This window comes from Halobacteriovorax vibrionivorans, from assembly GCF_003346865.1.
Taxonomy (GTDB): Bacteria; Bdellovibrionota; Bacteriovoracia; order Bacteriovoracales; family Bacteriovoracaceae; genus Halobacteriovorax_A; species Halobacteriovorax_A vibrionivorans.
Genome location: NZ_QDKL01000002.1, coordinates 353075 through 379204, shown reverse-complemented (window position 1 = coordinate 379204; position 26130 = coordinate 353075). Strand labels below are relative to the sequence as shown.

The 26130-nt window shown below is 36.9% G+C and carries 19 protein-coding genes; 12 read left to right on the top strand and 7 right to left on the bottom strand.

The window, feature by feature from the left end; all coding sequences use genetic code 11:
- The first annotated feature begins 194 nt into the window (after positions 1 to 194).
- Positions 195 to 1889 carry a sensor histidine kinase gene (locus DAY19_RS07580; protein ID WP_158536835.1) on the top strand — a complete coding sequence of 565 codons (1695 nt, stop codon included), beginning with the start codon at positions 195 to 197 and terminating at the stop codon, positions 1887 to 1889.
- Positions 1890 to 1952: 63 nt separating this feature from the next.
- The gene (locus DAY19_RS07575; RefSeq protein WP_115361009.1) at positions 1953 to 3881 is read left to right on the top strand and encodes a sensor histidine kinase; all 1929 of its coding nucleotides are present in this window, start codon (positions 1953 to 1955) and stop codon (positions 3879 to 3881) included.
- On the opposite strand, the gene DAY19_RS07570 is transcribed toward DAY19_RS07575, so the two are convergent.
- From DAY19_RS07570 to DAY19_RS07560, 3 genes are read right to left on the bottom strand one after another with little or no spacing between them, the layout of a single operon-like run.
- Positions 3882 to 4397: a hypothetical protein gene (locus DAY19_RS07570; protein WP_115361007.1), complete on the bottom strand. Its 516-nt coding sequence runs from the start codon at positions 4395 to 4397 to the stop codon at positions 3882 to 3884.
- Positions 4397 to 5761, bottom strand: coding sequence for a di-heme oxidoreductase family protein (locus DAY19_RS07565; RefSeq protein WP_115361005.1), 1365 nt, complete (start codon positions 5759 to 5761; stop codon positions 4397 to 4399). Before DAY19_RS07565 ends, DAY19_RS07570 begins: the two co-directional genes overlap by 1 nt.
- Positions 5755 to 6843, bottom strand: a complete 1089-nt coding sequence (locus DAY19_RS07560; protein WP_115361003.1) for an imelysin family protein — start codon at positions 6841 to 6843, stop codon at positions 5755 to 5757. The genes DAY19_RS07565 and DAY19_RS07560 overlap by 7 nt, the downstream gene beginning before the upstream one ends.
- Positions 6844 to 6993: 150 nt before the next feature.
- Between DAY19_RS07560 and DAY19_RS07555 the strand changes: the two genes are divergently transcribed.
- The 5 genes from DAY19_RS07555 (at position 6994) to DAY19_RS07535 (ending at position 10524) form a co-directional block, all read left to right on the top strand.
- Positions 6994 to 8178 (top strand): hypothetical protein, encoded by a 1185-nt coding sequence (locus DAY19_RS07555; RefSeq protein ID WP_115361001.1) that lies wholly within the window; start codon positions 6994 to 6996, stop codon positions 8176 to 8178.
- A 72-nt stretch (positions 8179 to 8250) separates the two neighbouring features.
- On the top strand, positions 8251 to 9216 hold the full coding sequence (locus tag DAY19_RS07550; protein ID WP_115360999.1) for a deoxyhypusine synthase family protein: 966 nt from the start codon (positions 8251 to 8253) through the stop codon (positions 9214 to 9216).
- 25 nt (positions 9217 to 9241) lie between these two features.
- Complete coding sequence (locus tag DAY19_RS07545) at positions 9242 to 9598, top strand: hypothetical protein (RefSeq protein WP_199506630.1); 357 nt, start codon at positions 9242 to 9244, stop codon at positions 9596 to 9598.
- Positions 9595 to 9969, top strand: coding sequence for a hypothetical protein (locus DAY19_RS07540; RefSeq protein ID WP_115360997.1), 375 nt, complete (start codon positions 9595 to 9597; stop codon positions 9967 to 9969). The genes DAY19_RS07545 and DAY19_RS07540 overlap by 4 nt, the downstream gene beginning before the upstream one ends.
- 18 nt (positions 9970 to 9987) lie before the next feature.
- Complete coding sequence (locus tag DAY19_RS07535; protein WP_115360995.1) at positions 9988 to 10524, top strand: SRPBCC family protein; 537 nt, start codon at positions 9988 to 9990, stop codon at positions 10522 to 10524.
- Here DAY19_RS07535 and DAY19_RS07530 read toward each other — a convergent pair.
- The gene (locus tag DAY19_RS07530; protein ID WP_115360992.1) at positions 10477 to 11214 is read right to left on the bottom strand and encodes a sulfite exporter TauE/SafE family protein; all 738 of its coding nucleotides are present in this window, start codon (positions 11212 to 11214) and stop codon (positions 10477 to 10479) included. The genes DAY19_RS07535 and DAY19_RS07530 overlap by 48 nt on opposite strands.
- A gap of 106 nt (positions 11215 to 11320) precedes the next feature.
- On the opposite strand from DAY19_RS07530, the gene DAY19_RS07525 reads away from it, so the two are divergent.
- Positions 11321 to 12187, top strand: coding sequence for an MBL fold metallo-hydrolase (locus DAY19_RS07525; protein WP_115360990.1), 867 nt, complete (start codon positions 11321 to 11323; stop codon positions 12185 to 12187).
- Positions 12188 to 12214: 27 nt separating this feature from the next.
- Here DAY19_RS07525 and DAY19_RS07520 read toward each other — a convergent pair whose 3' ends face one another.
- Positions 12215 to 13273, bottom strand: a complete 1059-nt coding sequence (locus tag DAY19_RS07520; protein ID WP_115360988.1) for a CNNM domain-containing protein — start codon at positions 13271 to 13273, stop codon at positions 12215 to 12217.
- A 214-nt stretch (positions 13274 to 13487) separates the two neighbouring features.
- Here DAY19_RS07520 and DAY19_RS07515 point away from each other — a divergent pair, with 214 nt between their 5' ends.
- Entirely contained in the window at positions 13488 to 13937 is a 450-nt protein-coding gene (locus tag DAY19_RS07515; RefSeq protein WP_115360986.1) for a CBS domain-containing protein, read from the top strand.
- Positions 13938 to 13964: 27 nt separating this feature from the next.
- On the opposite strand, the gene DAY19_RS07510 is transcribed toward DAY19_RS07515, so the two are convergent.
- Positions 13965 to 15533 (bottom strand): CocE/NonD family hydrolase, encoded by a 1569-nt coding sequence (locus DAY19_RS07510; RefSeq protein WP_115360983.1) that lies wholly within the window; start codon positions 15531 to 15533, stop codon positions 13965 to 13967.
- 109 nt (positions 15534 to 15642) lie between these two features.
- On the bottom strand, positions 15643 to 16746 hold the full coding sequence (locus DAY19_RS07505) for a hypothetical protein (RefSeq protein ID WP_115360981.1): 1104 nt from the start codon (positions 16744 to 16746) through the stop codon (positions 15643 to 15645).
- Positions 16747 to 16978: 232 nt separating this feature from the next.
- On the opposite strand from DAY19_RS07505, the gene DAY19_RS07500 reads away from it, so the two are divergent.
- From DAY19_RS07500 to DAY19_RS07490, 3 genes are all read left to right on the top strand, one after another.
- Complete coding sequence (locus tag DAY19_RS07500) at positions 16979 to 18934, top strand: BCCT family transporter (protein WP_115362279.1); 1956 nt, start codon at positions 16979 to 16981, stop codon at positions 18932 to 18934.
- Positions 18935 to 19100: 166 nt separating this feature from the next.
- Entirely contained in the window at positions 19101 to 20513 is a 1413-nt protein-coding gene (locus tag DAY19_RS07495; protein ID WP_115360979.1) for a chitobiase/beta-hexosaminidase C-terminal domain-containing protein, read from the top strand.
- 146 nt (positions 20514 to 20659) lie between these two features.
- A complete protein-coding gene (locus tag DAY19_RS07490; RefSeq protein ID WP_158536834.1) occupies positions 20660 to 26062 on the top strand; it encodes a tail fiber domain-containing protein in 5403 nt (1800 codons plus the stop codon).
- Positions 26063 to 26130 lie beyond the last annotated feature (68 nt).

The following is a 26130-nucleotide window of genomic DNA, read 5'->3' as shown; positions in this document are numbered from 1 at the left end:
TAAAAGTAACTTTATATTCAATATTTTTGTTCTTTGCTTTCTCTAGTCAGGTGTTTTCCAAGGCGGCCGACTCCTTTCATATTTTAATACTTCATTCGTATTCTCCTGATAGTTCTTGGACTTCACAATTAGATCACTCCATTCGTAAGAATATAGATGATGAAAACTATAGAATAATTACTTACTCCGAGTATATGGATACAAAAAGGCGCTCTTCACAGGAGTACCTAAAAAGCTTGGAAGATTTTTATAAACAAAAATATCAAAAGACTAAGATTAATTTAATTATTACTACTGATGATAATGCATTTCATTTTGCTATGAAGAATCGAAGCTCAATATTTAGAAATGCACCTGTCGTATTTACCGGCCTAAATGGAGTCAATGATAAGAGATTTGATGAATATGAGAAAGTAGGTGGCTACACTGGTGTTGTCGAATCATTTGAGATTATAAAAATGGTAAAAACAGGCCTAAAGATTCATCCTAAAGCTAAAAAGATCTATATTCTAAACTCTATACATGAAAATTCAGGTCTCTATTTAAAACAAGAATTTAAAAAAGCTTTTGAAGAGTTTAAGCCTTCACAGGAAATCGTTTATCTTGAAGATTATGCAATACAAGACTTATATAAGAAGCTTGGTGAACTAGATGAAAATTCTTTTATTTTGTTTGGAGCATTCTCACGTGATAAGAATGGTACTTTTCTAAACTTTGAAAAAAGCTTAGAAAGTATGAGTGGTTACGCAGGAATTCCAATTTATGGTTTTTTGAAATACTATTTACCTCATGGATTAACTGGAGGCTACTTTGTAAGTAGCGAGGTTTATGGAGAGCAAGCTGCAATTTTGGCCAATCATATTATAGCGGGTCGCAATGTCGATGAATTGCCTATCGTTTTAAAGGCTCCTGCCCCAATCCTCTTTGATTATCAAAAAATAGTTAAATACAATATTGATATTTCTAAGCTTCCTGAGAATGCACAAATCATTAACCAGAAGAATAAACTTCAAAAATTTTATCAAGAATATACAATTGAGTTTTGGATTATTCTCTTTTCATTTATAAGTTTAATCTCAAGTGTTTTTATTCTTTCATATTATTTTAATCAGCAAAAAAATCATAAGAAAGCAGTTCTGCGTATTAATGAAGAATTAGAAAAAAGAGTTGAGGATAGAACAAAGCAGCTTATTGAGCAGCAATCCAAACTTATTAACTCTGCAAAACTAGCTTCTATTGGTGAAATGGCAAGTGGAATAGCTCATGAGATCAATAACCCTCTTACTATTATTGATCTATCGGCCCACCGTTTGAAACAGAATGCAGATAATGAAACAGTTGAAAAGTCGGCCCAGAAAATTAAAGATACAGTTCAGAGAATTACAAAGATAATTCAAGGACTAAAGCAATTAGCAAAAGAAGATGATTCGCTTTCTCCTGAGCTCGTAAATATACGTGAGGCCATTGATGATGTTATCTCAATCTGTCAGGCAAGATTCAAAGATAATGAAATTGATTTCAAGGTAAATATCGCAAATGATCTTAAGGTTACTGGCGGCGCTGTTCAGATATCTCAAGTAATTCTAAACCTTTTAAATAATGCCTTTGATGAATTGGTAGAAAGTGAAGGGAAGCGTTGGATTAAATTAGAGGGGAAAAGAGATAATGACATGGTGGAAATCTCAGTAACTGACTCCGGAGATGGTATTCCTCAAGAGATACGTGAGCGCATAATGGAGCCGTTTTTTACAACGAAAGTTGATAAGAAGGGGACTGGTTTAGGCTTAAGTATTTGTAAGAATATTATCGAGCATCACCGCGGGCGTCTATTTGTTGATACATCATCCTCTAATACGAGATTTGTGATTCAAATACCTTCTATCTCCTAGATTGACACTAGATTTTTAACACTTAAGCATTTCATTTATAGGATAAAGTGTTATTATTTATAGGTGCTATATTTAAAGACTTTACTCACATTTCTTTTCATTTTTATTTCAAGCTCTCTGCATGCTCAAGTCAAAGGAGATCTGAATATTGTCGTTCTCCATTCTTATAGCCAAGAAAATGATTGGACAAATAGAATTGCACAAGGATTTAAGAGTAATATTAATTCTTCAAAGTATAGTAGGGTTGATTTTTTTACCGAGTATATCGATAGTAAGCGCTTTTATGGAGATGATTTTGATCAGTCATTAAAGAACTTATATTTTAATAAGTTTAAAACTCTTAGTGTTGACTTGATTGCGACTACTGATGATTATGCTCTTGATTTTGCCTTAAAGTATCGAAAGGAAATTTTTAATAACGCTCCAATTATCTTTAGTGGTATCAATGGTTTTGATAAGAGAAAGCGTGAGCTTTATAAGAGAGATAAAAGCTTTACAGGGATTCTCTCAATTCTAGATGTTAAAAAGAATATCGAACTTGCTTTAAGACTACAACCAAATGCCAAGAAGATAATCTTTATCAACACAAAGCACACTCCATCAGGTAGATATTTCAAAGGGCAATTTGAAGATGGTGTTAAACCTTTTCTTTCGCAATATGAAGTAGAATATATTGAAGACTTAAGTTTTGAAGAACTATATAAGAGGTGTCGAAATTTTAAAGATGATGCGCTTGTATTCTATGGAGGGTATTCACGTGATCGCCTTAATCAACATGCTCGATTTCGCGATGTCATAAGTAATATAAGTCGTAACTCAACTCTTCCTGTCTATGGCTTCACTGATTTTTACTTAAATTATGGCCTTGCTGGTGGCCATGTTGTAAGTGGTTTTGAGCAAGGTAAGTCTATGGCAAAAATGGCCAATGATTATCTAAGTGGAAAAAAAGTCGAAGATATTCCTATTATTAAAAACCCACAAAACCCTTTGATTCTCGATTCTAAACTTTTAAAGAAATATAATATTGATTTTAAAAGGATCCCATCAAACGCAAGGGTCATTTACCATCACGGGAAGCTTTATAATTTATACACTAGTTATAAGAAAGAATTTTGGTTGACTCTATTGTCATTTATCGTTCTTCTCATTAGTAGTGGCGTACTCTATTATTTTTCTATTAAGCAAAAAGAATTTAAAGAAAGCTTAATTACTCTCAATAATATTCTTGAAGAAAAAGTACAAGAGAGAACAAAACAATTAATTGATCAGCAGTCTAAGCTTGTTAACTCCGCTAGGCTAGCTACAATGGGTGAGATGGCAAGTGGAATCGCACACGAGATTAATAACCCTCTAGCAATTATTGACTTAACTGCTGGTCGAGTAAAACAAAGAACCAAGGTTGAAAGTAACTTCAAGCAAATCAATAGAATAAATACAACTGTATCTCGTATATCTAAAATTATAAAAGGTTTAAAACACTTATCTAAAGACGGTGAAAAGTCTAAGAAAGAAAACTTCTTATTAATGGAATCGATTGAAGATGTTAACTCTCTTTGCCAAGAAAGGTTTAAGGAATATGATATCACTTTCAATGTGGAGGTTGATCCAGAGCTTAAGGTTTATGGCTCACTTGTTCAAATTGGGCAGATGCTCTTAAACCTGCTTAATAATTCTTTTGATGAGCTAATATCAAAAAAAGACAATCGATGGATTACACTTAAAGCTGAAAGAGTTTATCTAAGAGATAATAAGAGTTATGTTGAGATTTCAATTACTGATTCCGGTAAAGGAATAAAGAAAGAGGATCAATCAAAGTTGATGGACCCATTCTTTACGACAAAAGCAGATAAGAGGGGGGCCGGCCTAGGTCTTACTGTCTGTTCTAATATTATTTCTAATTATGGGGGAGAGTTCTTCTATGATGCAGAATGTGAAAATACTCGCTTTGTTATGCGCCTGCCAGACTTAAATGACCAGCAGGCCGTTTCTTAATTATTGAGCTCTACGGTCAAAAATAAGTCTAACTCGATTTTCGTCACATACGTTATTTTCTTCATTTAAGATATCCACTGCTATATATCGAATACCGCGTTTTGATGCTGTATAAGTAGCAGATTGAAGTTTACTCTTTAAAAGCTCTTCATTTTCTAAACAAGACTTAGAATCACCATCAGTTTGTGACATCGTATAATCGAGATCAAGGGTTCTGGTTTCTCTTGCTCGGTTAAAGAAGAGTCCAAATTGACAGACTTGTCCGTTATTTGTTGACCAGCTTGTTTCAATTGAAAAAGTATTTAGGTCTTTATCTGCAGTTAGTAGATTAAAATTAATGCCTCTTTCTAAAAAGACTTTTGGTGTTTGAGTATATTCAACCTTATAACGACGAATGAATTTTCCACAATCAAAGCCCGTACCTTTTACAATATATGTTGTACCTGCTGGTAGAGGCCATATTTGTGCAAAAACGCTACTAGTTAGAATTGTTGCTAATAGAATGATTCTCTTCATTATAGGCTCCTTAGGAATTTAATTAGATCTTCTCGATCCGACTTTTTTAATTTTAAAAAGTTTTCTTTGGCCTCTTTTGCCTCGCCACCGTGCCAAAGAATTGCTTCTTTTAGATTTCTTGCTCTTCCATCATGAAGAAAACGAGTGTGCCCATTTATCTTCTTTATTAGGCCAAGACCCCAAAGAGGAGGAGTTCTCCATTCTCTTGTTGTTGCTTGAGCTTCATTCTTATACTCTCTGATATCATCTGCAAGGGCATCGCCCATATCGTGTAGAAGCATATCAGTATAAGGATATATCTTTTGATTATTTAAGACTTTAAACTTTGACTGATTTCCAGTTGTATAACTTGGAGTGTGGCAAGCTTGGCAACTAATTTGATTAAAAACCTTTTGACCGCTTTTTACTCTTGGGTCATCAAAGTTTCTTCTAACTGGAACTGATAGAAGTTGAGTGTATTCTGTTACGCGATTTAAAAGGTGCTTTGAAATATCACTTTTAGTTTTCTTTTCTTCACAATCAAGTTGTACGTAAGTACATTCTTCTTTTGGGAAAAGATAACTCGTAATTCCTATATCACCAACAAAGGCCGCTGCGTTTTGCTCAAGAAGACTAGGCTTTCCTGCTTTCCACCCAAAGCGTCCTAGTACTTCTCTTTGTTCGACAACCGAGAAGACGCGATTTACTCGACCTGAAATTCCATCACCATCTCTATCTTCAGGATCAGCTTTTTCAAGGATATCTTCTTCCTTAATATTTTCTAATAAGCCTAGGCCTATCATTTGTGGCCCAACTCGTGGAGAAATTATGGTAGTATCACCTAATTTACCTTGAGATAATTTTCTAAAGATATAATTTGGTTTCTTTAATTCATAAGTTTCACCATCTGCAAAACTTCCAATGATGGTTTCAAATTTAACAAAGACTTCACCTTCGCCTTTTACACCTTCGATACTATGTGGCTGAAATTGGCCACCGTATTTTTCATGCTCAATGACTTCTCCATTTTCTTTTATCTGTCTAAGACGAAAGAGAAGAGAAATATCTGTTGGCCCGTCAGTATCTGGTAGTCCTCGACCACGGCCATCGAGAAAGTGGCATGCAGTACAAGATGTCGCATTAAAGACTGGTCCTAGTCCGTCCCGTAGGGGAGTTGATGAAGGGGCCGTAACCCATGCTCCTTTAAAGAAGCTATTTCCAGTTTGAAAGTAGCGACGAAGCATTCCTCTGGTTCCCGCCATTGGATGAGAGAAGGCATTAACTGAAAGATCCAGTGTAGTCCCGGCACCGGCCGGGAACTTTTCACTGGAGTATGTATTAAAAGATAATACAAAGAAAAATGTTAAGACTAAGTTTCTTACCACTGTACTGGAGTCTCTAATTCTTCAGATAGTTCAACAAGTTCAATGGCAAGCTCTTCCATTTCTTCAATAGAAGCTAGGATATCAACTCTAGCATTTTCATCAAGAATTGCTTGATCAAATGGTACAGGGAGACCTGCTAGCATTTTGTTGATCTTTGCAACTCGAGTATTAATTGCATCTGATAAAACTGTGTTTTCAGTTAGGCTTAGAATTCCCGTTGCCTTTAGGATATTTGCGACACCCCAGAAGTTCCACTGAATATCCATGTGAGTCATATCTGAGAAACATGAGTGCTCATCTTCTTGTCCCATTGTCTCCCAAGCTACGAACATTCTTTCACCAGATAATTCGTCACCTGACATATAGATCATTCCTGCAAGGATATTATTAAGAGCTTCTTTTTGATTCTTAGCTACAAATTCAGCTCTATAATTATTCTTATTAGGCTCCCATGCATCAACAAGAGTTTGAAGATGATCAATAAGAAGATCTGTTGCTACAGATAGGTAAGTTGCACGTCTTTGAGCATTTTGCCCAAGGCCAATTACATAGTCAGTATATGAGCGATTACCTGGACCAGTTGCAGAAAGGTCTTGTCCCCAAAGTAGGAATTCAATTGCATGATATCCTGTTGAGATATTCTTCTCACCATTTAATTCATTTAAAGAAGAAAGTAGGTCTTTCGTAATTACAGGATAGTCAGCAACATTATTTACGATACCTGCATTTGGAGCACCTTCAACATAATCGATATATGCTTCATCTAGAGGCCATGCATTTAAAAGTCCCTCTGGGCCTTGATCACTATCAATTGGTCCATTGTAGAATCTAAAAACTTCAGATTGGCCATATGGAGCTCTTGCTTGCTTCCATGATTCTCTGGCCATCTCTAGAGTCATAACCCCTGGGTTTGAAATAAAGAATTCAACGTCTTCTTGAAGAACAACAGCTCTATCAAGTGAGTCAGAATAAGTGCTGTAAACGAGATCAGCATAATTATTAATTACAGTTTGTGTTGTCGTAGCTGCAGAGATACTTAGGCCAAAACCTAGTGAAATCGATAAGATAGACTTTTTAATCATTGTTAGATCCTTTGTTTGTTATATTGCTTGTACAAAAGGTTATGTTTTAAAACATTGGTTTGATACCTCAAACAGTATGTTACTTCAACAATAAAGTTTAATTTTTATAGTAAATAGACTTTGTTTACTTTAAGTGTTTTAATTTTGTCTATGAATTCTCATAAGTTAGTAATACTTACGTTTATTTGCTTTTCTTGCTTGGGGCTTCCAATTGGTCACGAGTCTGGATTTCTTGGAAATACGACATCACGTCCGGGAGATATTGGGGCCGCACTCGTTTTTCCATCTGCCACGGCCTTTACTAAATATGACGATATAAAGATTTACTTTGGTCTAATTTATACGCGTCAAGAGATTGGCTCAATTGGAGATAGCGAACTTGAAGGGACGGGAAGTAGTTTTGAGAGTCAGTTCATTCCATACTTTACCGGGTTTGCTGGAGAGCTCTTTGGTTTAACATTTACAAATTTTGTAACTTACTCTGGTACAAATAACGGGCAATTTGACTTGAATATTCCAAGTATTAGTGGCGGCGGTAAGGCCAATGTACAATTTGAAGAAACAGTTCTTGGGATCTCTGTTGCTAAGAAATATGAAAGGTTCTCACTGGGGGCAAGTTTCAGCCTTGAGATACAAGGTAGTAAAACTTTTTCAACTTTTGAAGGGGGAAGTGGTGGTAACACTTTTCTTCAAACGACTAATAATATTACAAAGTTTATTATTATAAACTCCATTATAAGTGCTTCTTATAAAGAAGAGAGGCATTTCTTTAGTGCAGGTCTGGACTTTCCTGGTATTAAGTATTCCTCTTCCTCACGAACTGAAACTTTTCTATTAGAAGATGGTAGTGGTGATGTTATTCGCTTGAAAAGTGAAAATAAACCGGACTACAAAAGCAATACAAGCCTAAACTTAGGCTATAGTTATTTAAGTGCTAACTGGGCCCCCTCTGTTGATCTATTTTATGATCTGAAAAATATTGATATTAATATTTCAAGAAATGAAGACCGAAATAGGGCCAATTTCTCTGATGATGTTTTGATAAAATTTGGCCTGCGCTCACCTGAACTTAAGCTACCTACCAACAGAGTTTTTAAAGGATCGACTTATTCATATCTTTTTGGACTCCAGTATCGACAAATTGATACCGTCAATGAGTCTACAGATGAGGAAAATACAGGACGCACTTATCAATTCTCGTTTGGCTTTAAATTGGCCAATCGAAAGACAAGTCCAATCTTTGGAGTCTATTATGAAGATGAAAAGAGTACTTCTAATTCAGGCAGTAAAGTCTTTGGTTTAATGTATTCTTCGAATTATAATATTTTTGATTAATTTATGTAGACTTGAATCCATAATATGGTGTAATAAGTCTCGTTCTATTTAGGCTTTCTCTGGAGAATTATTATGAGCACAATGGCCCAATTTTTTAGTAACAATTATCGTCACTTTAATGCCGCTTCACTTGTTGATGCATCAAAGGCATATGTTGATCATTTAAAGAGTGGGAAGAAGATGATGATCACTCTTGCTGGTGCTATGAGCACAGCAGAGTTAGGTGTCAGTCTTGCTGAAATGATCCGCCAAGATAAAGTTCAAATAATCTCTTGTACTGGTGCAAACCTTGAAGAAGATATCATGAACTTAATCGCATACAATCACTATAAGCGTATTCCAAATTATAGAGACCTAAGTCCAGAGGAAGAAGAGGAGCTTCTAGCACAAGGCTTTAACCGCGTAACAGATACTTGTATTCCTGAGGAAACAGCTTTTAGAAAGTTACAAAAATATCTTTTTGAAGAGTGGTCAAATGCTGCAAAAGCAGGTGAGAGGCTTTTTCCACACGAGTTCTTATATCGCATCCTTCGCCGAGAAGATTTTGCCAAAGAATTTGAAACAGATGCTAAGAATTCTTGGATGATGGCAGCTTGTGAAAAGAACCTACCAATTATCGTTCCTGGTTGGGAAGATTCAACAACAGCAAATATCTTTGCTTCTTACTGTCTAACAGGAGAGCTTGAGCCGTCACTCGTTAAAAATGGAATTGAATATATGATGTTCCTTGCTAAGTGGTATCCAGAAAATTGTGGAGATAGCGGCATTGGCTTCTTCCAAATCGGTGGTGGAATTGCAGGTGACTTCCCAATTTGTGTTGTACCAATGCTTAATCAAGATATGGAAGATGATGTTCCTCTTTGGTCATACTTTTGCCAAATCTCTGATTCAACAACAAGTTATGGTTCTTATTCTGGAGCTGTACCAAACGAGAAAATTACTTGGGGTAAACTATCTTCTAAGACTCCAAGATTCATTATCGAATCTGATGCGACAATCGTTGCACCACTAGTTTTTCATTACGTGTTGGAAAACTAAGATCATTGCTCTAAGATAGAAGGGCATGAGAATACGATTTCTATATAAGCTAGGGGCATTCTTTTTAGGATGCCTTTTTTGTTTTATCCTCCATTCAAAGGCCGGTTGGTCTCCCGTTTTAGCATCTGCTTCAGTGGGACTTATTGGAAGTTTTCTTCCTGTGAATTCAAATATGCGTGCGGCCATTTATAGTGGAAGCTTTGCAGGGATGTGTTCTAGTGAATTAGTTTCTAATTATTGGGAGATATTTGGGATTTCATTAATTGGAGCTGTAATCTATCTCTACTCACTCAAACTTTTTCAAGGCTTTGGTGGAAAACTCGGTACTATCGCTTTTGTGAGTGTTGCTCTCTTTTATTTAATTAAGGGGAGTATTATATGATCTCTTCAATAATTATTTCTATTATTGCAGGAATTTCAACATTTCAGCTTTCACAACTTAAAGCGTTTGGAATAATAAGATCATCAGCTCTTTTAAGTCTTATTGCATATGGTATTCTTTATTTGCTAACACCAAATTATGAATTATTATCCATTGTCTTCTTTGGCGCCTCTTTTGTGGGGATGAGTTGTCCTAGTCGAATGCATAATATTACAGTAACGATTAGTTCAATCATATTTGCAATTTTCTTTCATTATTTAGTCCCTCTGTTAAAGGGGTATGGAGGGGCGCTAGGACTAAGTGCCTTCTTAAGTGTGGCCATTATTCAATTATTCTTACATTTGTCTGGGAAACTTGCCACATCTCGCTAAGCCTGCCATCATTTTAACATGAAAAATCTTAACTATATTTTAGTGGCCTTATTAATATCAACATTTACATATGCAATTGAGACTGTTCAAGTTGTAGGAAGTATTGAAATCGATGCACCTATTGAAGAGGTTTTTGAATTTGTTGCAGATCCTATGAATGATCATATTTGGAGAAGTGAAGTAAATGAGATGACAACGAATACTCGTCATCTTAAAGAAGGAAGTATTTTTAGGGAAGATGCTTGGATTGGAATAAGAAAGCATTTTATAACGACAACTGAGCTAATTAAGCTAGACTATCCTCATCAGGCACTATTTGAGACTGTAAAATCAAATCCATACTTTTTAAGAAGTAACCGCTTATTTGAGGAAACACAAAATGGAACAACTTTTTCTTATGTTGTTGATTTTGATAAACGTATGATTAAAGAAACTTTTGGCTTTAATGCTAAACCTGAAGTTGTGGTAAAACTCTATTCTCTTCTTATGAAAAAGTATCTTTATAAGTTAAAGAAGAGTTTCGCGAATAATCATAAAAGCACCCATTACAATTAAGAAGTAGCCAAAAATCTTTTTTAGCTTCTCTTGTGGCAATTTATGAGTAAGTGCTGATCCTATTTGAGATCCAACAATTGCAAGAGCTGTGAAAATCGCAATAAATTGATAATCAAGTTCTAGGCCAGGGGAGTTAATAATATTTCCTACAAACCCAATCAATGAGTTTATTGCAATAATGAGAAGGGAAGTACCCACTGCTTTTTTCATGTCTACATGAAAGAAGTTCACTAGAGCTGGTACAATAAGAAAACCACCTCCAACACCAATTAAACCTGTGACAATTCCTACGACACTGGCCGCTAAGAATATAGTTAAATTAGATGTATTTTTAATTTTAACTTCTTTACCATTTTTAAGCATTGAAATTGAAGCAAGAAGCATAATTCCAGCAAAGATAAATAATTGCATCTGACCAGTTAGAAACTTTGCTAAGTAGGTTCCAAGATACGTTGAAAGCATGGTCATGGCACCAAATTGAAAGGCCAACTTCACAAGTACATTTCCATTCTTATAATGACGGAAAGTCCCCATGAATCCAGTCAAACCGACAATAGCAAGAGACATTGTAATTGCAATTTTAGGGTCAACTTTAACAATGTAGACTAGAATGGGAACCACTAGAATTGATCCTCCTCCTCCGAGAAGTCCTAAAGTTGTTCCAGCTATAAGTGCGAGTAGATAGGCCATGAATTATTCCTCCTTTAATTAGTATAGTAGATAAAATTTTCTTAAACATTGATGGGAATCAATGTCTTTTACTAGAAATTTATTTATTCTAGTGTAGGAGGAACTTATGGATAATTTAAAAATTGAAACATTTTTTGATGAACTAACTTATACCCTTACTTATGTCGTCTACGATAAAGAAACGAAGGATGCAGTTATAATTGATCCAGTTCTTGATTATGATCAGGCATCATCTTCTATAAGCTTTGAATCAGTTGAAAAAGTTACGAACTTTATTAAAGATGCAGGGCTTAAGCTACATTATGTTCTTGAAACTCATGCTCACGCAGATCACTTAACTGGAGCTTTAAAGTTAAAAGACTTTTTTCCAAACGTTAAAGTTGCAATAAATGAAAATATAAAAATTGTTCAAGATGTTTTTGGAAAACATTTCAATATGCTAGAGGAGCTAAAGCTAGAGGATTTTGATGAGTTCTTGCATGAAGATAAACCTATCCATGCAGGCTCTATTGAGATTAGTACGATCTTTACTCCTGGCCATACTCCAGCGTGTTCTTCATTTGTCATTGGCAATAATGTCTTTACTGGAGATGCCCTCTTTATGCCAGATTATGGTACTGGCCGTTGTGACTTTCCTGGTGGAGATGCAAATGCACTTTATGATTCTGTAAAGAATAAGCTATATGCATTACCAGATGATACTAATGTATATACGGGACATGACTATCAGCCAGGTGGCCGTGAGCTTAAGTATAAGAGTACCATTGGTGAGAATAAGAAGAGTAATATTCATTTAAAAGAAGATACTACACGTGAAGAGTACGTAAACTTTAGAACAAGTCGTGATAAGACTCTAAGTGCACCAAAGCTGTTATTACCAAGTATTCAAGTAAATATTCGTGGCGGGCATATGCCTCGTCCACAGGCCAATGGGGTAAGATACCTCAAAATGCCTCTCAGTTTTAAGGAATAAACTCTCTTTCTTCCTTAGGAGGAGCACTTAACTGTGCTCCTTTTTTTTCACTTCGGCCTTTATCTCTTCTTTTGCCTGCTCTTGGAGATCTTCAACTTCATCAAACTCATCCATAATCTCAATACCAAAGAATGTTTCCACAATATCTTCAAGAGTGATGACACCAAGAATTGTTCCATACTCATCTGAAACCATGGCAATATGTTCTTTTCCGCGAATAAATTTCTTAAATAGACTTCGAAGAGGTGTGCGACAATTTTCTATAGAAATCGGTCGCATAATATCCACTTCAAATAATTGCTTATCACAGTTTTTTTCAATGACATTCTTTGCGATATCTTCTTTATGAATATAGCCACAAATATCGTTCACTGTTTCACCAAAGCATGGAATACGAGTTACTGGTGCCTTTAAGTCATATACTTCTTTAATAGTTGAAGTCGTTTTAACCATAAAAACCTTTCTGGCCGGTGTCATGACTTCATCGATCGTTTTACGAGATGCCAATAGAGACTCACGTAAGAATTCACCCTCATCCTTTGCAAGTGCTTTTGTCTGAACACCCAGCTCAATCATCGACTCAACTTCTTCTCGACTCATCGTATGAGAGGGCTCATTTTTAAAGAACTTCATCAGTCCCATTGAAATAACAAGAACAGGCTTTAGAATGAAAATAAGTGGAGGCAACACTCTTAGTAAGAATGGAGTTAGACTTTTCCAATGTTGGTGGCCAAGTGACTTGGGAATAATTTCTGATAAGTATAGAATGGCCAGTGTTAAGACAACAGATACAGCAGAAAGATAAAACTCTAGGTTTGCCCCAGTGATTCCCATTTCTTTGAAAAGTTGAATGGATTCAGAACCTACACCTGCTGCACCGAGAGTGTGAGCAAAAGTATTTAAAGTTAAGATTGCTGAAATCGCTTCGTCTTTATTTGATGCATATTTCTTTAGAGAATTAGCAAATCCCTTATTTTGACGAACTGAAGCGAGAATAAAATTTGGAGTAATTGAGAGAAGAACGGCCTCCATGATGGAACACAGAAATGAAACCCCAATTGAGATTACGATATATACAATTAGCATTAGCTAGTTAACTCCTTGGCATAATTCTCGACGTATTAGAATAGCTTAAAGTCAGTCGGTATCCGTGTCAATTTAATTGTAGTGTTATTTGGTCAGGTAATTGTAAGATATTTGTCAGGAAAAAATGCTACTTTGGTGCCTGTGTTCATAAATGTGGAATAAAACTAGAGTTTGAGTTAAAATAGGGGGGCATTAAAACTCAAATGAGGTGAATATGAAAGTTTTAGATTTTATGACTAAAGATGTAACAACTTGTACTGAATCACAGACAGTTGGTGACGCTGCTAAAAAAATGATTGAACTAGGTATAAGTGTTATGCCTGTTGTAAATGATGAAGGTATTCTTACTGGAATCGTTACTCAGTCTGATTTCATCAGTAAAGAAGTTGAGATCCCGCATGCTCTTGTTTCTATAAAGAGACTATTTGGGCAAGACTTTAATCTAACAGATGTTGAAGATGTATATAAGAAGTCTAAGAATAAGACTTTAGCAGATGTAATGAGTCATAATGTTGTTACAGTCACAAGTGAAAATACTCTAAATGGCGTTGTTGAATTAATGATGTCTAAGCACCTTAAAAGAATTCCTGTTGTTGATGATGGAAAATTAGTAGGGATGATTACAAGAAAAGATATTTTAAAAGCATTTGAAAAATTAAGCTAAAATAAAAGGCTCCGTAAGGAGCCTTTCTTATTTCCAACCTTTTATTTCTAAATAAGATTGTGATTTGAAATCAAAGTTTAAATTAACTTTATAAAGCTTATTATTAGGTTCTTCATAAAGAGGATCCTGAGTGTCGATGATAATGGCCAGGCGATGACCTGCTTCAATATCATAGGCCGTAGCAACTAATTCGATATTAATTCTCTCTTGTGGTGATTTACCAGTATATGCACCATGAGTTATTAGCTTTGCTATTCCTGTCGGTGATACATCGTAAATATAGGCGATGAGTTGATAAGGAGTAGAACTAACTTCTACATTTAGTTTTAAGCGCGGGATTCCTCTTAATTTAAGGCCTTCTTCGAAGCGATCAGTTTGATATCTTATACTATTTATTAAGTTATTTAATTTTGGATACTTTATCGTGGGCACTTCAAAGTGAGCGTCTAATATGGCCGAAAGGAATGGAACTCCTGTGCTGGCTCCTGTATCAAGTCCTGCCATAAAGCTATCGCTTTGAGCAGGTAAGAGATATGGAAAAGGCGAGAGGCCACCTCGAGTAATTCTTCTTGGATGAAGATAAAGTCTCTTTGGTACCTGATAATAAGATTGAATCTCTCTTTCTTTATAGACACTTGGTTGAACAACAATCTTTCCTAACTCAAAGTCTTTTGCAGTCTTGTCATTTTGTAACCAATACTTAAACCATGAACTCATTTTATCAAAGACATAATTTTGTAATCCAAAGAGGCCAGGCAGCTCTGCTGTTGCATGTGAGCCTTGGCTTAGGTCTAAGACCTTAGGTCCTCTTAGTTTGTGAAATGTTTTAATAAGGGCATTTGGCTGAAAAAGATTATCACTAAAGTTATTAGCAAAGTAGACAGGCTTTCTTAAAAGATTAATCATACCAAGGTTGTCATTGAGGCTTCGATTTTGAACCCACTTTTTAAAACCTTCTTCATTTCCTTCTAAAACTTCATCTAATAATTCTGGAATTCTTGGATCGAGATTTCCAAGTAGCTTTCCTGAGTTTACTAAGAACTTTGTCCAAAAGAGTCGAGGTGTATTTTGAGCGTAAAGTGACTCCTTTAAGTCAGTCCATGAGCTCATGGCAAAGGCCGTCTTGATACGATATTCCCTAGCTAGTCCCATTAGAGAGAGTCCTCCACCATAAGAGATTCCGGCCATACCAAAATTACTTCTTTGAGCTGGAGTTTCGTCTTCAAGCCAATCGATAATAGTCTTTAGATCTTTTAAATCATTTTCTCCGGCCACATTGATATATCCGCCAGAGCATCCCCAGCCACGTGTACTGTAACTAAAAACTTGAAAGCCTTCTTTGGCAAGGCGGATTGCTTGGGCCATGTACTCATGTTCTTCTATCGTCCAACTATTTGGAAAAATAATTGTTGGAAATGGACCTTGCTTATTCTTTGGTGTTAAGAGATTTCCGTGAAGTTCTATATTATCAAAAGTTGAAATGACGACATCTGGTTCATAAGTGTATTCTTTTGATTCTGGTAAATTTAAACTAAAACAAATATTTGCAAACGCAGATAATTGTAGAAGAAAAGTAATTAAAATATACTTTCTCATAATGTTTCCCTAAGATTTAATACAATTGAGTAATTATATATTCTTAGTGAACCATTATTAAAGTTTCTGGCAGCTTTTAAGTGAGGAAAATGTCTTACAATTCCTATCACTAGAGAAATACCTCAAAAAAGTCGTCTTTGGCCTTATTAAAGAGTGGAAAACGATTGTCTTTTGTTATTGATTGTCTGATATTTTTTATTACGCAGCTCGTCTCGCTACAATTCTTCGATGCTTTATTTATTACCTTGTTAAGGTAGTCCTTAACTGGAGTATGGCCACACGAGCTACTGCTTAGATATTCTTGCCCAAGATAAATATAGTCTCTTATAAAAGCATACTTCTTTGGTGATACTCTTTTGAGATTTATTGGATTTAGACGGTAGGCCGCAATACTTTCTGCTGCATCTTCGCCTGGATTTGTTTGGCCATATGTTGAAACCATTTCGTCACGATTATAGCGCCATCCCATTGGGTGATCGATCCAACCAGACATATCCCACCAAAATGAAGAATAATTAAGATTGTAGAAGTAGGCTAAGTTATGGCCAATTTCATGAAATAGGGTATATGCCTTTCCATCTTTATCGAGTTCACGATCCCAAGGGGTGTATAGTTCGATGGAAGCGTTTGCAAATATCATCCCAACATGGCCATAGCCGATGTCTTCTTTTATGTGACGAACAAGTCTTTTACTCTTCCATAATCTTGGAAAGTGAGATGGAATTAAGTTTATGCCTTTTAAGATAGCATTCATTTGTTTCAGGTTTAAAAGTGCTGCATCGTTATTTCGATATGGTGAAGTATTAAGGCCATACTTTTCAGAGAGATAAATGGTTTTATAAACCATTTCTTGTCCCTTGAATAATTCATTTAAAGCACAACGTATACTGTCGCAATTCTTTGCTGCTTTAATTAAATGAGAAAAGTCTTCATGTTTATCTAGTTTTTTTAAGACATAGCTTCTTGTTAAAGATCGAAATAGGCGAGATGAAGTCTCTGATTCATTTCTAAACTTAAAGCCATTAATCGCTACTTCTTTATTTCCTCGATGAAGAAAATTATTTGAAAATTTTGATATCTCAAGGAGGGTTGGCATCTCTTGTAAACATTTTGCAGAATTAACGCTACTAAAAGGAGCGGCATATTCTTGTAGAGCATAAGAATTAAATGTTAATAGCGTAAACATTAGAGTGGGGAAGATCTTTTTAAACATAGCTTCTTTATGTCAGATCGCAGAATTTTTCTCAATGAAAATGAACGCAGAAGAAGATTTTATACGCTCTAACTGGTTGCTATTGGCCAAGTGAGTGAATTCTAAGGCCCTTGGGAGTAAATAATATATAAGTACCTAAAATTTAAGAGCAAGCTTCCGATAAGTTGGCATTGGTTTTTATATGTTAATTTGTGTCGGTCCCGAAACGGGTCTGATTAAAAGGGAGTTTGTTATCAATAAAGAATCTACTATTAACAAAAATGTGTTTTTTTCCTCCGCATTTTTTATCCTCGTCATTACTGCGATTGGCTCAATATGGCCTACACAGTTAAGTGAGTTCTTTAAGGGAATTCAGGGCTGGCTGATTGCCAAGACTAGTTGGGTATATGTACTTGCAATGGGGGCAATGTTATTTACAGCAATCTGGCTAATGGTAAGTAGGTTAGGAGATATTAAATTAGGTCCTGACCATTCAGAACCGTCTTATACTAATATCTCGTGGTTTGCCATGCTCTTTTCTGCTGGGATGGGGATTGGACTTCTCTTCTTTGGAGTTGCTGAGCCGATTATGCACTTTTCATCTCCACCGGTTGGTGATCCACAGACTATAGAAAGTGCCAGAGAGGCCATGAAGATTACCTTCTTTCACTGGGGACTTCATGCTTGGGCAATGTATGCAATGTTAGCAGTTTGTCTCGCTTATTTTTGCTATCGAAAAGGTCTTCCGCTACTTCCAAGATCTGCATTCTTTCCAATCTTAGGAGATAAGATTCATGGCCCTTTAGGGGATATGGTAGATACGTTTGCAGTTATTGGAACGATGTTTGGTGTTGCTACTTCATTAGGTTTTGGGGTTGCACAAGTAAATGCAGGTCTTAGTTATCTGACAGGAATTCCTCAATCAGAAACAATTCAGGTTATTCTAATTGCTATAATTACTGGCTTTGCAACAATCTCGGTTGTTTTAGGGCTTGATGGTGGAATTAAGAAGTTATCAAATATCAACTTAGCTGTAGCGGCTATTCTCTTAGTCTCAGTAATGCTCTTAGGAGATACGGTACACCTTTTTCAACAATATGTTCAAAATAGTGGAGCCTACCTTTCTGATATTATCTATAAAACTTTTAATCTCTACGCTTATGATAAGAAAGAAGAGTGGATCGGTGGATGGACACTTCTATATTGGGGTTGGTGGATTTCATGGTCACCGTTTGTCGGGATGTTTATCGCTCGTATTTCAAGAGGTAGAACAATTCGCGAATTCTTAATTGGTGTTCTCTTTGTTCCTTCTGGGTTTACATTTCTTTGGATGACTGTCTTTGGAAACTCTGCAATTAGTATTGCTCTAAAAGATAAGTCTGGAGAGTTTGTTCAAGCAGTAAGTTCAAATGTACCAGTTGCACTTTTTAGATTTTTTGAATTCTTTCCAATGTCAGCAGCTCTTTCAGTTCTTGGTGTAATTCTTGTTATTACATTCTTTGTTAGTTCATCTGACTCGGGATCTCTTGTTATTGACACCCTTGCTTCTGGTGGAAGTCAGCATCCTCCTGTGTGGCAAAGAATCTTTTGGGCCGTGACAGAAGGTGTGGTTGCTGCCGTACTTTTACATTCTGGTGGTCTAGAGGCACTACAGACGATGACGATTGCTTCGGCCTTTCCTATGATCTTCTTGATTCTCTTGGCCGTCTATTGTCTAGTACGATCCCTACAAGATGATTATATGCTTAGAAATCAAGTAAGGAATCATAATAGCTCTATTCAATATGAACAGGCGAGTATGACGTGGCGAGAGCGACTTAATGCTCTCTTTAGGCATCCAAAATTTAAGGAAGCCGATAAGTTCTTAACAGAAGTAGTCGAGCCAGGACTCATTGAATTACAAGAAGAGTTTGTTAAAAATGGCCTGGATGCAAAAATTCGCCATGGAAAAGACGACTCAATTTCTTTAGTGATAGAAAAAGAAGGCTTTGATGATTTCAAATACGAAGTTTATTTAAGAACATTCCAAGTTCCAGAATATGCACCAGGTGATCAAGAAAAGTATTACCGTGCAGAAGTCTTCCTATTAAGTGGAGGCCAGGAATATGATGTCTTTGGTTACTCAAAAGAGCAAATTGTTGCGGATGCAGTAAACCAATACGAGAAGCATTATCAATTCCTACACTTAACTAATTCAGAACTCGTTTAGTTCTAATTACTTATATGGCATAAATCATGGGCACAGCTTTAGGCTGTGCCTTTTTATTTTTATGTCATTTCAGTACGATAGATAACACTTCGCTTTAAATTAAAGATTACAATAAAATTAACCGATAGAAATAGTGTGATATTGCGGTTTTGGAGCGTTTTGAATTATGACAAATGAATTTAAGTCCTTATTAAGAAATGTTGTTGGTGGAGTTACTCTGGCCAGCCTATTTTCTTATCTTACTTTCATTGCTCCTTCTTCAGATGAAAACAAAGATAATATTTCTCAAATTGATGAACAACAAGTTAAAAATCTTGAAGACCAAAATAACGAAAATGATATGTCCAACTCATCAGGGCGCGGAAATCGTGGCCTGGCAAATTTCTCAGATGAAATACAAACGAAGAGAGATAATCGAAAGGATCGATCAAGAACTAGTGTTGGGGCCAATACTTCAAGGCCCGCCCGTGAGGCTCGTGACCCTGCTTATAATTCAAGAGAAATTGAAGGCAGTAGTAATTCAGGAAACTTTTTTGATGGAAATAATTCTCAAGCAAGTACGCCTCCATTTGTTCCTTCGCCAGACTCACAGCCGTCACCAACACCGGAGTCAAAACCAAATTCTCCAAGTAATCCTAGCCCAAATAACCCTGGCTGTAAGCGTTGTGTAAGTCCTGGTCCGGATAGTCCTACGTCTCCAACTTTACCTCCTTCTATACCGAACCCTGGTTCGTCTGGACCGTCGTCTAATGATGTTGCAGTGACAGAAGTGACATGTTCGCATGATATGGCCGAGGGAAGTTATGCTACACCTATTAGTGTGACAATTAGTTGTAGTGAGTCCGCAACGATTTGGTATTGCTTAGATACTGGAGGAAGTTCTTGTACGCCTTCAATTCAATATACAGCTCCAATTAATCTACCTACAGATGGTGATTATGGAATCTCATACTATGCACAAGCATCAGCAAGTACAACAGATGTTGATGATTTACTTTATCGAATTGATACAACAAGTCCTGATCTAAGTGTATCTCATGATGTGATTTATGCTCAAACGACTCAAGTTCCATTACAGAATACGACTGCATCAACGGACTTTGGAATGCCTGACTATTACTATCATCAGATAAACTTTAAAAGCTTTGATCCGCTTACTGCGGCGACTCCTTGGACATGTAATGAGGTTTTAAATGATTATGCGACGGCAACACCGTCACCTCAAGTTATTCAAACGAACTTTTCAACTTCAGGTCTTGCTGTGACAGATCAAATTATACAAACTGTTGATATGCCAAATCTTGTTATTGGAGATAATCATATTGTGACAGTTTTAGAAGATCGTGTTCTTGGGGTGGTAAGCTGTCAGGTACAAAACGTAGTGGTCAAAGACTTCGCTATCGCTGACTTTACTGGCACTGGAGCAACTCCTGTGACAACAGGTGTTCGAAGAACACTTGGAAGTTTTGTTGGCTTTGGACACTTTCAGGCAGTACCTAATTCCGCTACTTCTGGTCAACTTTCAAATACCCAAGGAACAACTTCAAGTAAGCAAGGTCTCTACACTTTAACTCACTAAAAATCGCACATTTACAAGGCAGTATTCTTGAGAATCGGAAAAGTTAACCTTGTTAACTCATTGATATTTGTTTGCTAATTAAAGAGCGTTAAGATGTCGATAAGCCACTGTAACAACAGGGGATTATGTTGCACGTAAGTCGAAAATTGACATTTTTTTTAGCACTTTGTTTAAGCTTAGTATTTAGCTCAAACACTCTTGCGACAAAAATTGGTTACTCTGGTCGACTAGTTCAAGCAGATGGAACTCCAATTTCTGGAACACCTAATCTTCAATTTGATCTCTATTATTCGAACGATCTTGCAACTTCACTTGCAACCCAAACACTTAATTCAGTACCTCTTTCAAATGGGATCTACACTGTTGAGTTAGACTTTCCAAGTCTTGCAACCCTTATTGCAAATACACCTGTGAGCGAAACTCTTGTAATACAAGTTCGCGATACAACAAATACGATCACATTTGATTATCAAAATATTCTAGCAACACCTCTTGCAAGTTACGCTGTGACCGCTGAATCTATTGCAGATGCGGCCGTAACACCACAAAGTTTAGACTTTGTTGCTAGTTGTGCTGATAACCAAATATTAATTAAGAATGGATCTCAATTTGATTGTATAAATCAAACGGCAGCGCTTTCAATTGATTCAACTCTTGTAAATAATGCAGGAACAATTGGACAAGCAACTGTTGGCACGGCAGGAACTTATACTTCTGTTACAGTAGATACTTACGGGCGCGTAACAAGTGGTTCTAATCCGGCACCAAGTGTTGGCTCAAGTGAGATAACAGATGATTCAATTGTGGATGCCGATATTAATTCAGCGGCCAATATCTCATGGTCAAAAATTAATGCTCCAACAATTGATAAGACTTATGTAGGCCTGCCTAATGTTTTAAACGTTGCTCAAATCCCAGCATCAGATCTTGATAACTCGGGAACTCTTGATAGTGCAACACAGGTCCCAAGTGAGCTTGCTGTAAAAAGTTATGTTGATACGACAGCGCAAACAATTGCGGATGCAAAAGTAATTGATGATATGACTGGAACGCAAACAACGATTGCACCATCAGTTAATTCTGTAAAAAATTATGTAACGGCACAGACTGGGGCCATAACTTCTTCTCAATGGATAACAACAGGAAGTGATATTTATTACAATAGTGGAAGAGTAGGGATTGGAGTTATTGCTCCAAGCACAGCTTTTCATGTAAGTGATTCTAATTGGATTATCGCTTATTTTGAGGGTGATCATGCTACTGAATCATCTATTCATATCAATAACGTAAATAGTGTTGCCAATAATGGATGGGAACTAGGTCATCGCGTTTCCGATGGATCATTTAGAATATCTGAGCAGGGATTAACTCATCGAATGGCCATTCTTCCTGGTGGGAATATTGGTATTGGCACTTCAACTCCAACTGAAAAACTTGAAGTTGCAGGAAAGGTAAAGGGTACTGAATTATGTATTGGTACCGATTGCCGTGGTGCATGGCCAACTGGAAATGCTGGAACTGTGACATCAGTAACAGGAGGAACTGGATTAACTGGTGGAACAATTACATCATCAGGAACACTTGCAGTTGATGTGGGAACAACAAATGGCAAGATTGCTCAAGTTGGAGCGGGTGATAAAATTGCGGACTCAATTATAAACTATAATCCAGCACTTGATGTGGCCTTAACGGGTCTTGATACTTCAACCGCCTCGGCGGCCCTTGCAACAGACACTGTTCTTCAGGCCTTTGGGAAAATTCAGGCACAATTAAATTCTCATGCAACTGCGATAGCAGGAAATACTATTACAAACTCAGATGATGTAGCAGAAGGTGCTACAAATCTCTATTTTAATAATACGCGTGCACAAACTGCCGCTGTTGTTAATTCAACAGCAGGTAGTGAAACGACACAAGCAGCATCTGTGTCTTCAATGAAAACCTATGTGACTTCACAAGTTGGTGCAATTAATGAGTCCCAGTGGACGACGACTGGAAGTGATATTTATTATAATTCTGGAAGTGTTGGAGTTGGAGTTACTTCACCGGCCACGCAGCTTCATATTGGTAATCCTGCTGTCGTTGGTGGTTATGGTGCTTTAATGTTAGGGAATAATATCGCAGGTGAAAACCATCATATTGTTCATGATAATGATGGTAGCTTTAATATTTACTCTGGAGTTTTTGGAGCAGGAAGTAAGAGGTTTTCAATTGCTGCTGATACTACAGTAACTGCTAATGGTAACTTCTATGTTACAACTGGAAACGATATTTGTATTGATGGTGGAAATTGTCTCTCAACTGCAGGGACAGGTGCTGGAACTGTTACATCAATTACAGCAGGAACTGGTTTAACTGGTGGAACAATTACAACATCCGGTACAGTTGCTGTTGATGCAGGTACAGGTGCAGGACAAATTCCACAACTTGATGGAAGTGGACGCCTTCCAAGTTCAGTTGAGACAGATCCAAGTGTTGAGTCTTTTGCAAAGACAACTCTTCCAACTTGTGGCGCAGGACAAGTCTTATCTTCAGATGGGTCAAGTTTTTCTTGTGTCACTGATATAGACACAGATACAGATACTAACACAACATATACAGCTGGTAGTGGTTTAACACTTTCTGGAACAGAGTTCTCTATTGCTGCCCAGGCCATTACAGATACTCAACTGGCCGGCCTAGCAACAAGTTGTGCTAATGGTGAGGTCCTAAGAACAAATGGCCTAGGAAGTTTCTATTGTTATGATCCACTCGATTTAGCTAATAACTTTTATACAAGTTTTGGTATTGGAACAACTCCTGATGCATCAGCAGCTCTTGATGTGAGCTCAACTTCAAAAGGTTTCTTGCCACCGCGTATGACTTCAGTTCAGAGAAATGCTATTGCATCACCAGCAGAAGGTCTTGTGGTTTATGATACTGATATTCAAGGGATCTATGTCTATAAAGGAGGAGCTTGGAGGGCCGTAGGTGATAGTGTAACTGGAGCGGGAGATGCGGAAAGTTATGTAGAAGTCTCATTTTCAAGTGGTACACAAAGTGGAAGTGGAGTTATTAACTATACGAATGAAAGTATTGATGTAAATGGAGAATTTGATCTAAGTACTGATCGATTTACCCCAAAACAAGCTGGAAATTACTTAGTTATTATTCACACTGTTGCAAATGGAATGACAACTGGGGGGCACCATTATGCTTCAATTACAAAAAATGGAAGTGGAGTAATAGGCTCTTGGACAAGATCAACGAGTTCAAGTAATGCAGATAAAAACGCATCTGCTATTGTTTCCATGAATGGTTCTACTGACTATATTGAAGGACGTTACTCATTAAGTACAGGATCTGTTACGAATGGGACATTAAGAATTATAAAGCTTGGTGGTGCCGATAATATGGGGAATCACATCGCTTCAAAAAATCTCGATTTAGCAACAAATAAATTAGTTGGAAATGGTGGGGGAACAGGTCTTTCAATTGCAACTGACGGAGCCGTTACCATTGATAATGATATTTGTATTGATGGTGGAAATTGTCTTTCAAGTGTTCTTGCAAATGAAAGTGAGATTGTAACTTCAAATGGAGCTAATGAATTAGTTAGGCTTGATGGTTCTGGAAGAATTCCTGCTATGGATGCTTCTCAATTAACAGGCATGAGTACCACTCAGGTCAGTGAAGGAACAAATCTATACTTTACAGATACTAGAGCGCAGACAGCTTCGGTTGTTAATTCAACAGCAGGAAGTGAAACCACTCAAGCTGCCTCGGTAAGTGCAATGAAAAATTATGTAACAACTGAAATTGGTGGAGTTAATCAGTCTCAGTGGACGACAACTGGAAGTGATATTTACTATAATACTGGTAATGTTGGATTAGGAATAACAAACCCTGATGGACGATTAACTATCTCGTCTACAGATCAAAATTTAAACTTTGCCGCTGATAGAGACTTTCCCGGAACACTACAAATACATAATCCAACAACAGGAGTAGGGGTAGAAAATAATATTGTTTTTTCATCAAACTATACTGGTTCATCTACTGTTATTAATTCTTCTATTGCAAGTCTTCAGGAGACTACTGGTTCAAATGCAGATTACGGACAGGCTTCATTAATCTTTAGAACAAGTGGAAATACTGTTGCTTCATTAAATTCTGAAAGAATGCGAATTGATGGATCTGGTAATGTTGGTATTGGAACTAGCACGCCTACCCGAAAACTCTCTGTTGCAGGATCTTTAGGGTTAGAATTTACTGGAACTGAATATGGTTATTTAGGCTTACAAACAAGCGGACCTTACACAGGTTTAAAGCTAAAGTCTACTGCTGGAAATAGCTTGATTCTTGCTTCAGATGATGATGATACCAAATCACTATTTCTTGATACGTCAGGTAATGTTGGTATAGGAACGACAAGTCCAGGATCTACTCTTCATATTGCAAAAAATACAGGAGGAAGAGCTGCTATCATAGAGGACACTGGTGCAACATCGCTTACAGATTCAAATCCTTATCTGGAGTTTAAAGGTTTTAATACTAATATGGGTTATGTTGGATTTGGTTCAATTGGAACAGACGATATATATTTATTAAATCGCCTACCTAGTGGAAAAATCCAGTTTGGTACAAATGATCAGACTGGCCGAATGGTTATCGATGAAGCAGGAGAAGTTGGAATTGGAACAACATCTCCAAGTGCACCTCTGCATGTTAAAGGTGGAGCAGGTATTATGAAGCTTGAGGCAACACCTACAAGTGACCATGTTTATTTACAATTGTATGCAGATGGAGATAATCCGACGACTCGCTCTGGTTGGATTGGTTATGGTACTTCTGGGACAGATGTACTTTCAGTTACGAATGAACAAGGTGGACAACATATTTCTCTTGCTGGAACAGGATCTGGATACGTCGGTATCGGAAATAAAGCACCTTCAAATAAACTACATGTCACTGGAAATATCGGTGCCACAGGATGGGTTGGAGCAGGTTGTGAAGGCTCATGTTCAAGTGATGCATATGTAATTAATTACGCCGATGGAAGAATCAGGACTTATGCTGGTTCAGGTTCTGCTTGTAGTAAGGCAGGAGGGTCTGCAACATTCTCTTGTTCTTCAGATAGAAGGCTTAAGCACGATATTGAAGACTTTAATGATGGTATTGAAACAATCATGAAACTTCGTCCTCGTACTTATGTTTGGAATGCAGATCAAAGCGAAAAACTACATTATGGTTTCATTGCTCAGGAAGTTCAAGAAGCAATACCTCACGCTGTAACTGTTGATAAAGAAAGAGAAGACGGTGAATATTTAACTCTTAACCAAGGGGAGTTCACACCTTATATTATCAATGCCCTTCAGGATTTAAATAATATGATTGTGGCCAATAAAGAAAAGTATAATCTTATGAGTAATGGAATTGAATCTAAGGTTGATGAGAATTCTCGTGATATAGCATCACTCAAGGAAGAAAATGAGCAGATAAAGGCCGAAAACCAGATGCTTAAAGACTATCTTTGTTCAAAAGATCCGCAAGCTCCATTTTGCCAGTAAAAACTCTTACTCACAACCTATAAAAATATTACATTCTACTCATTCTCATTATTTGGATATGTTAAGTA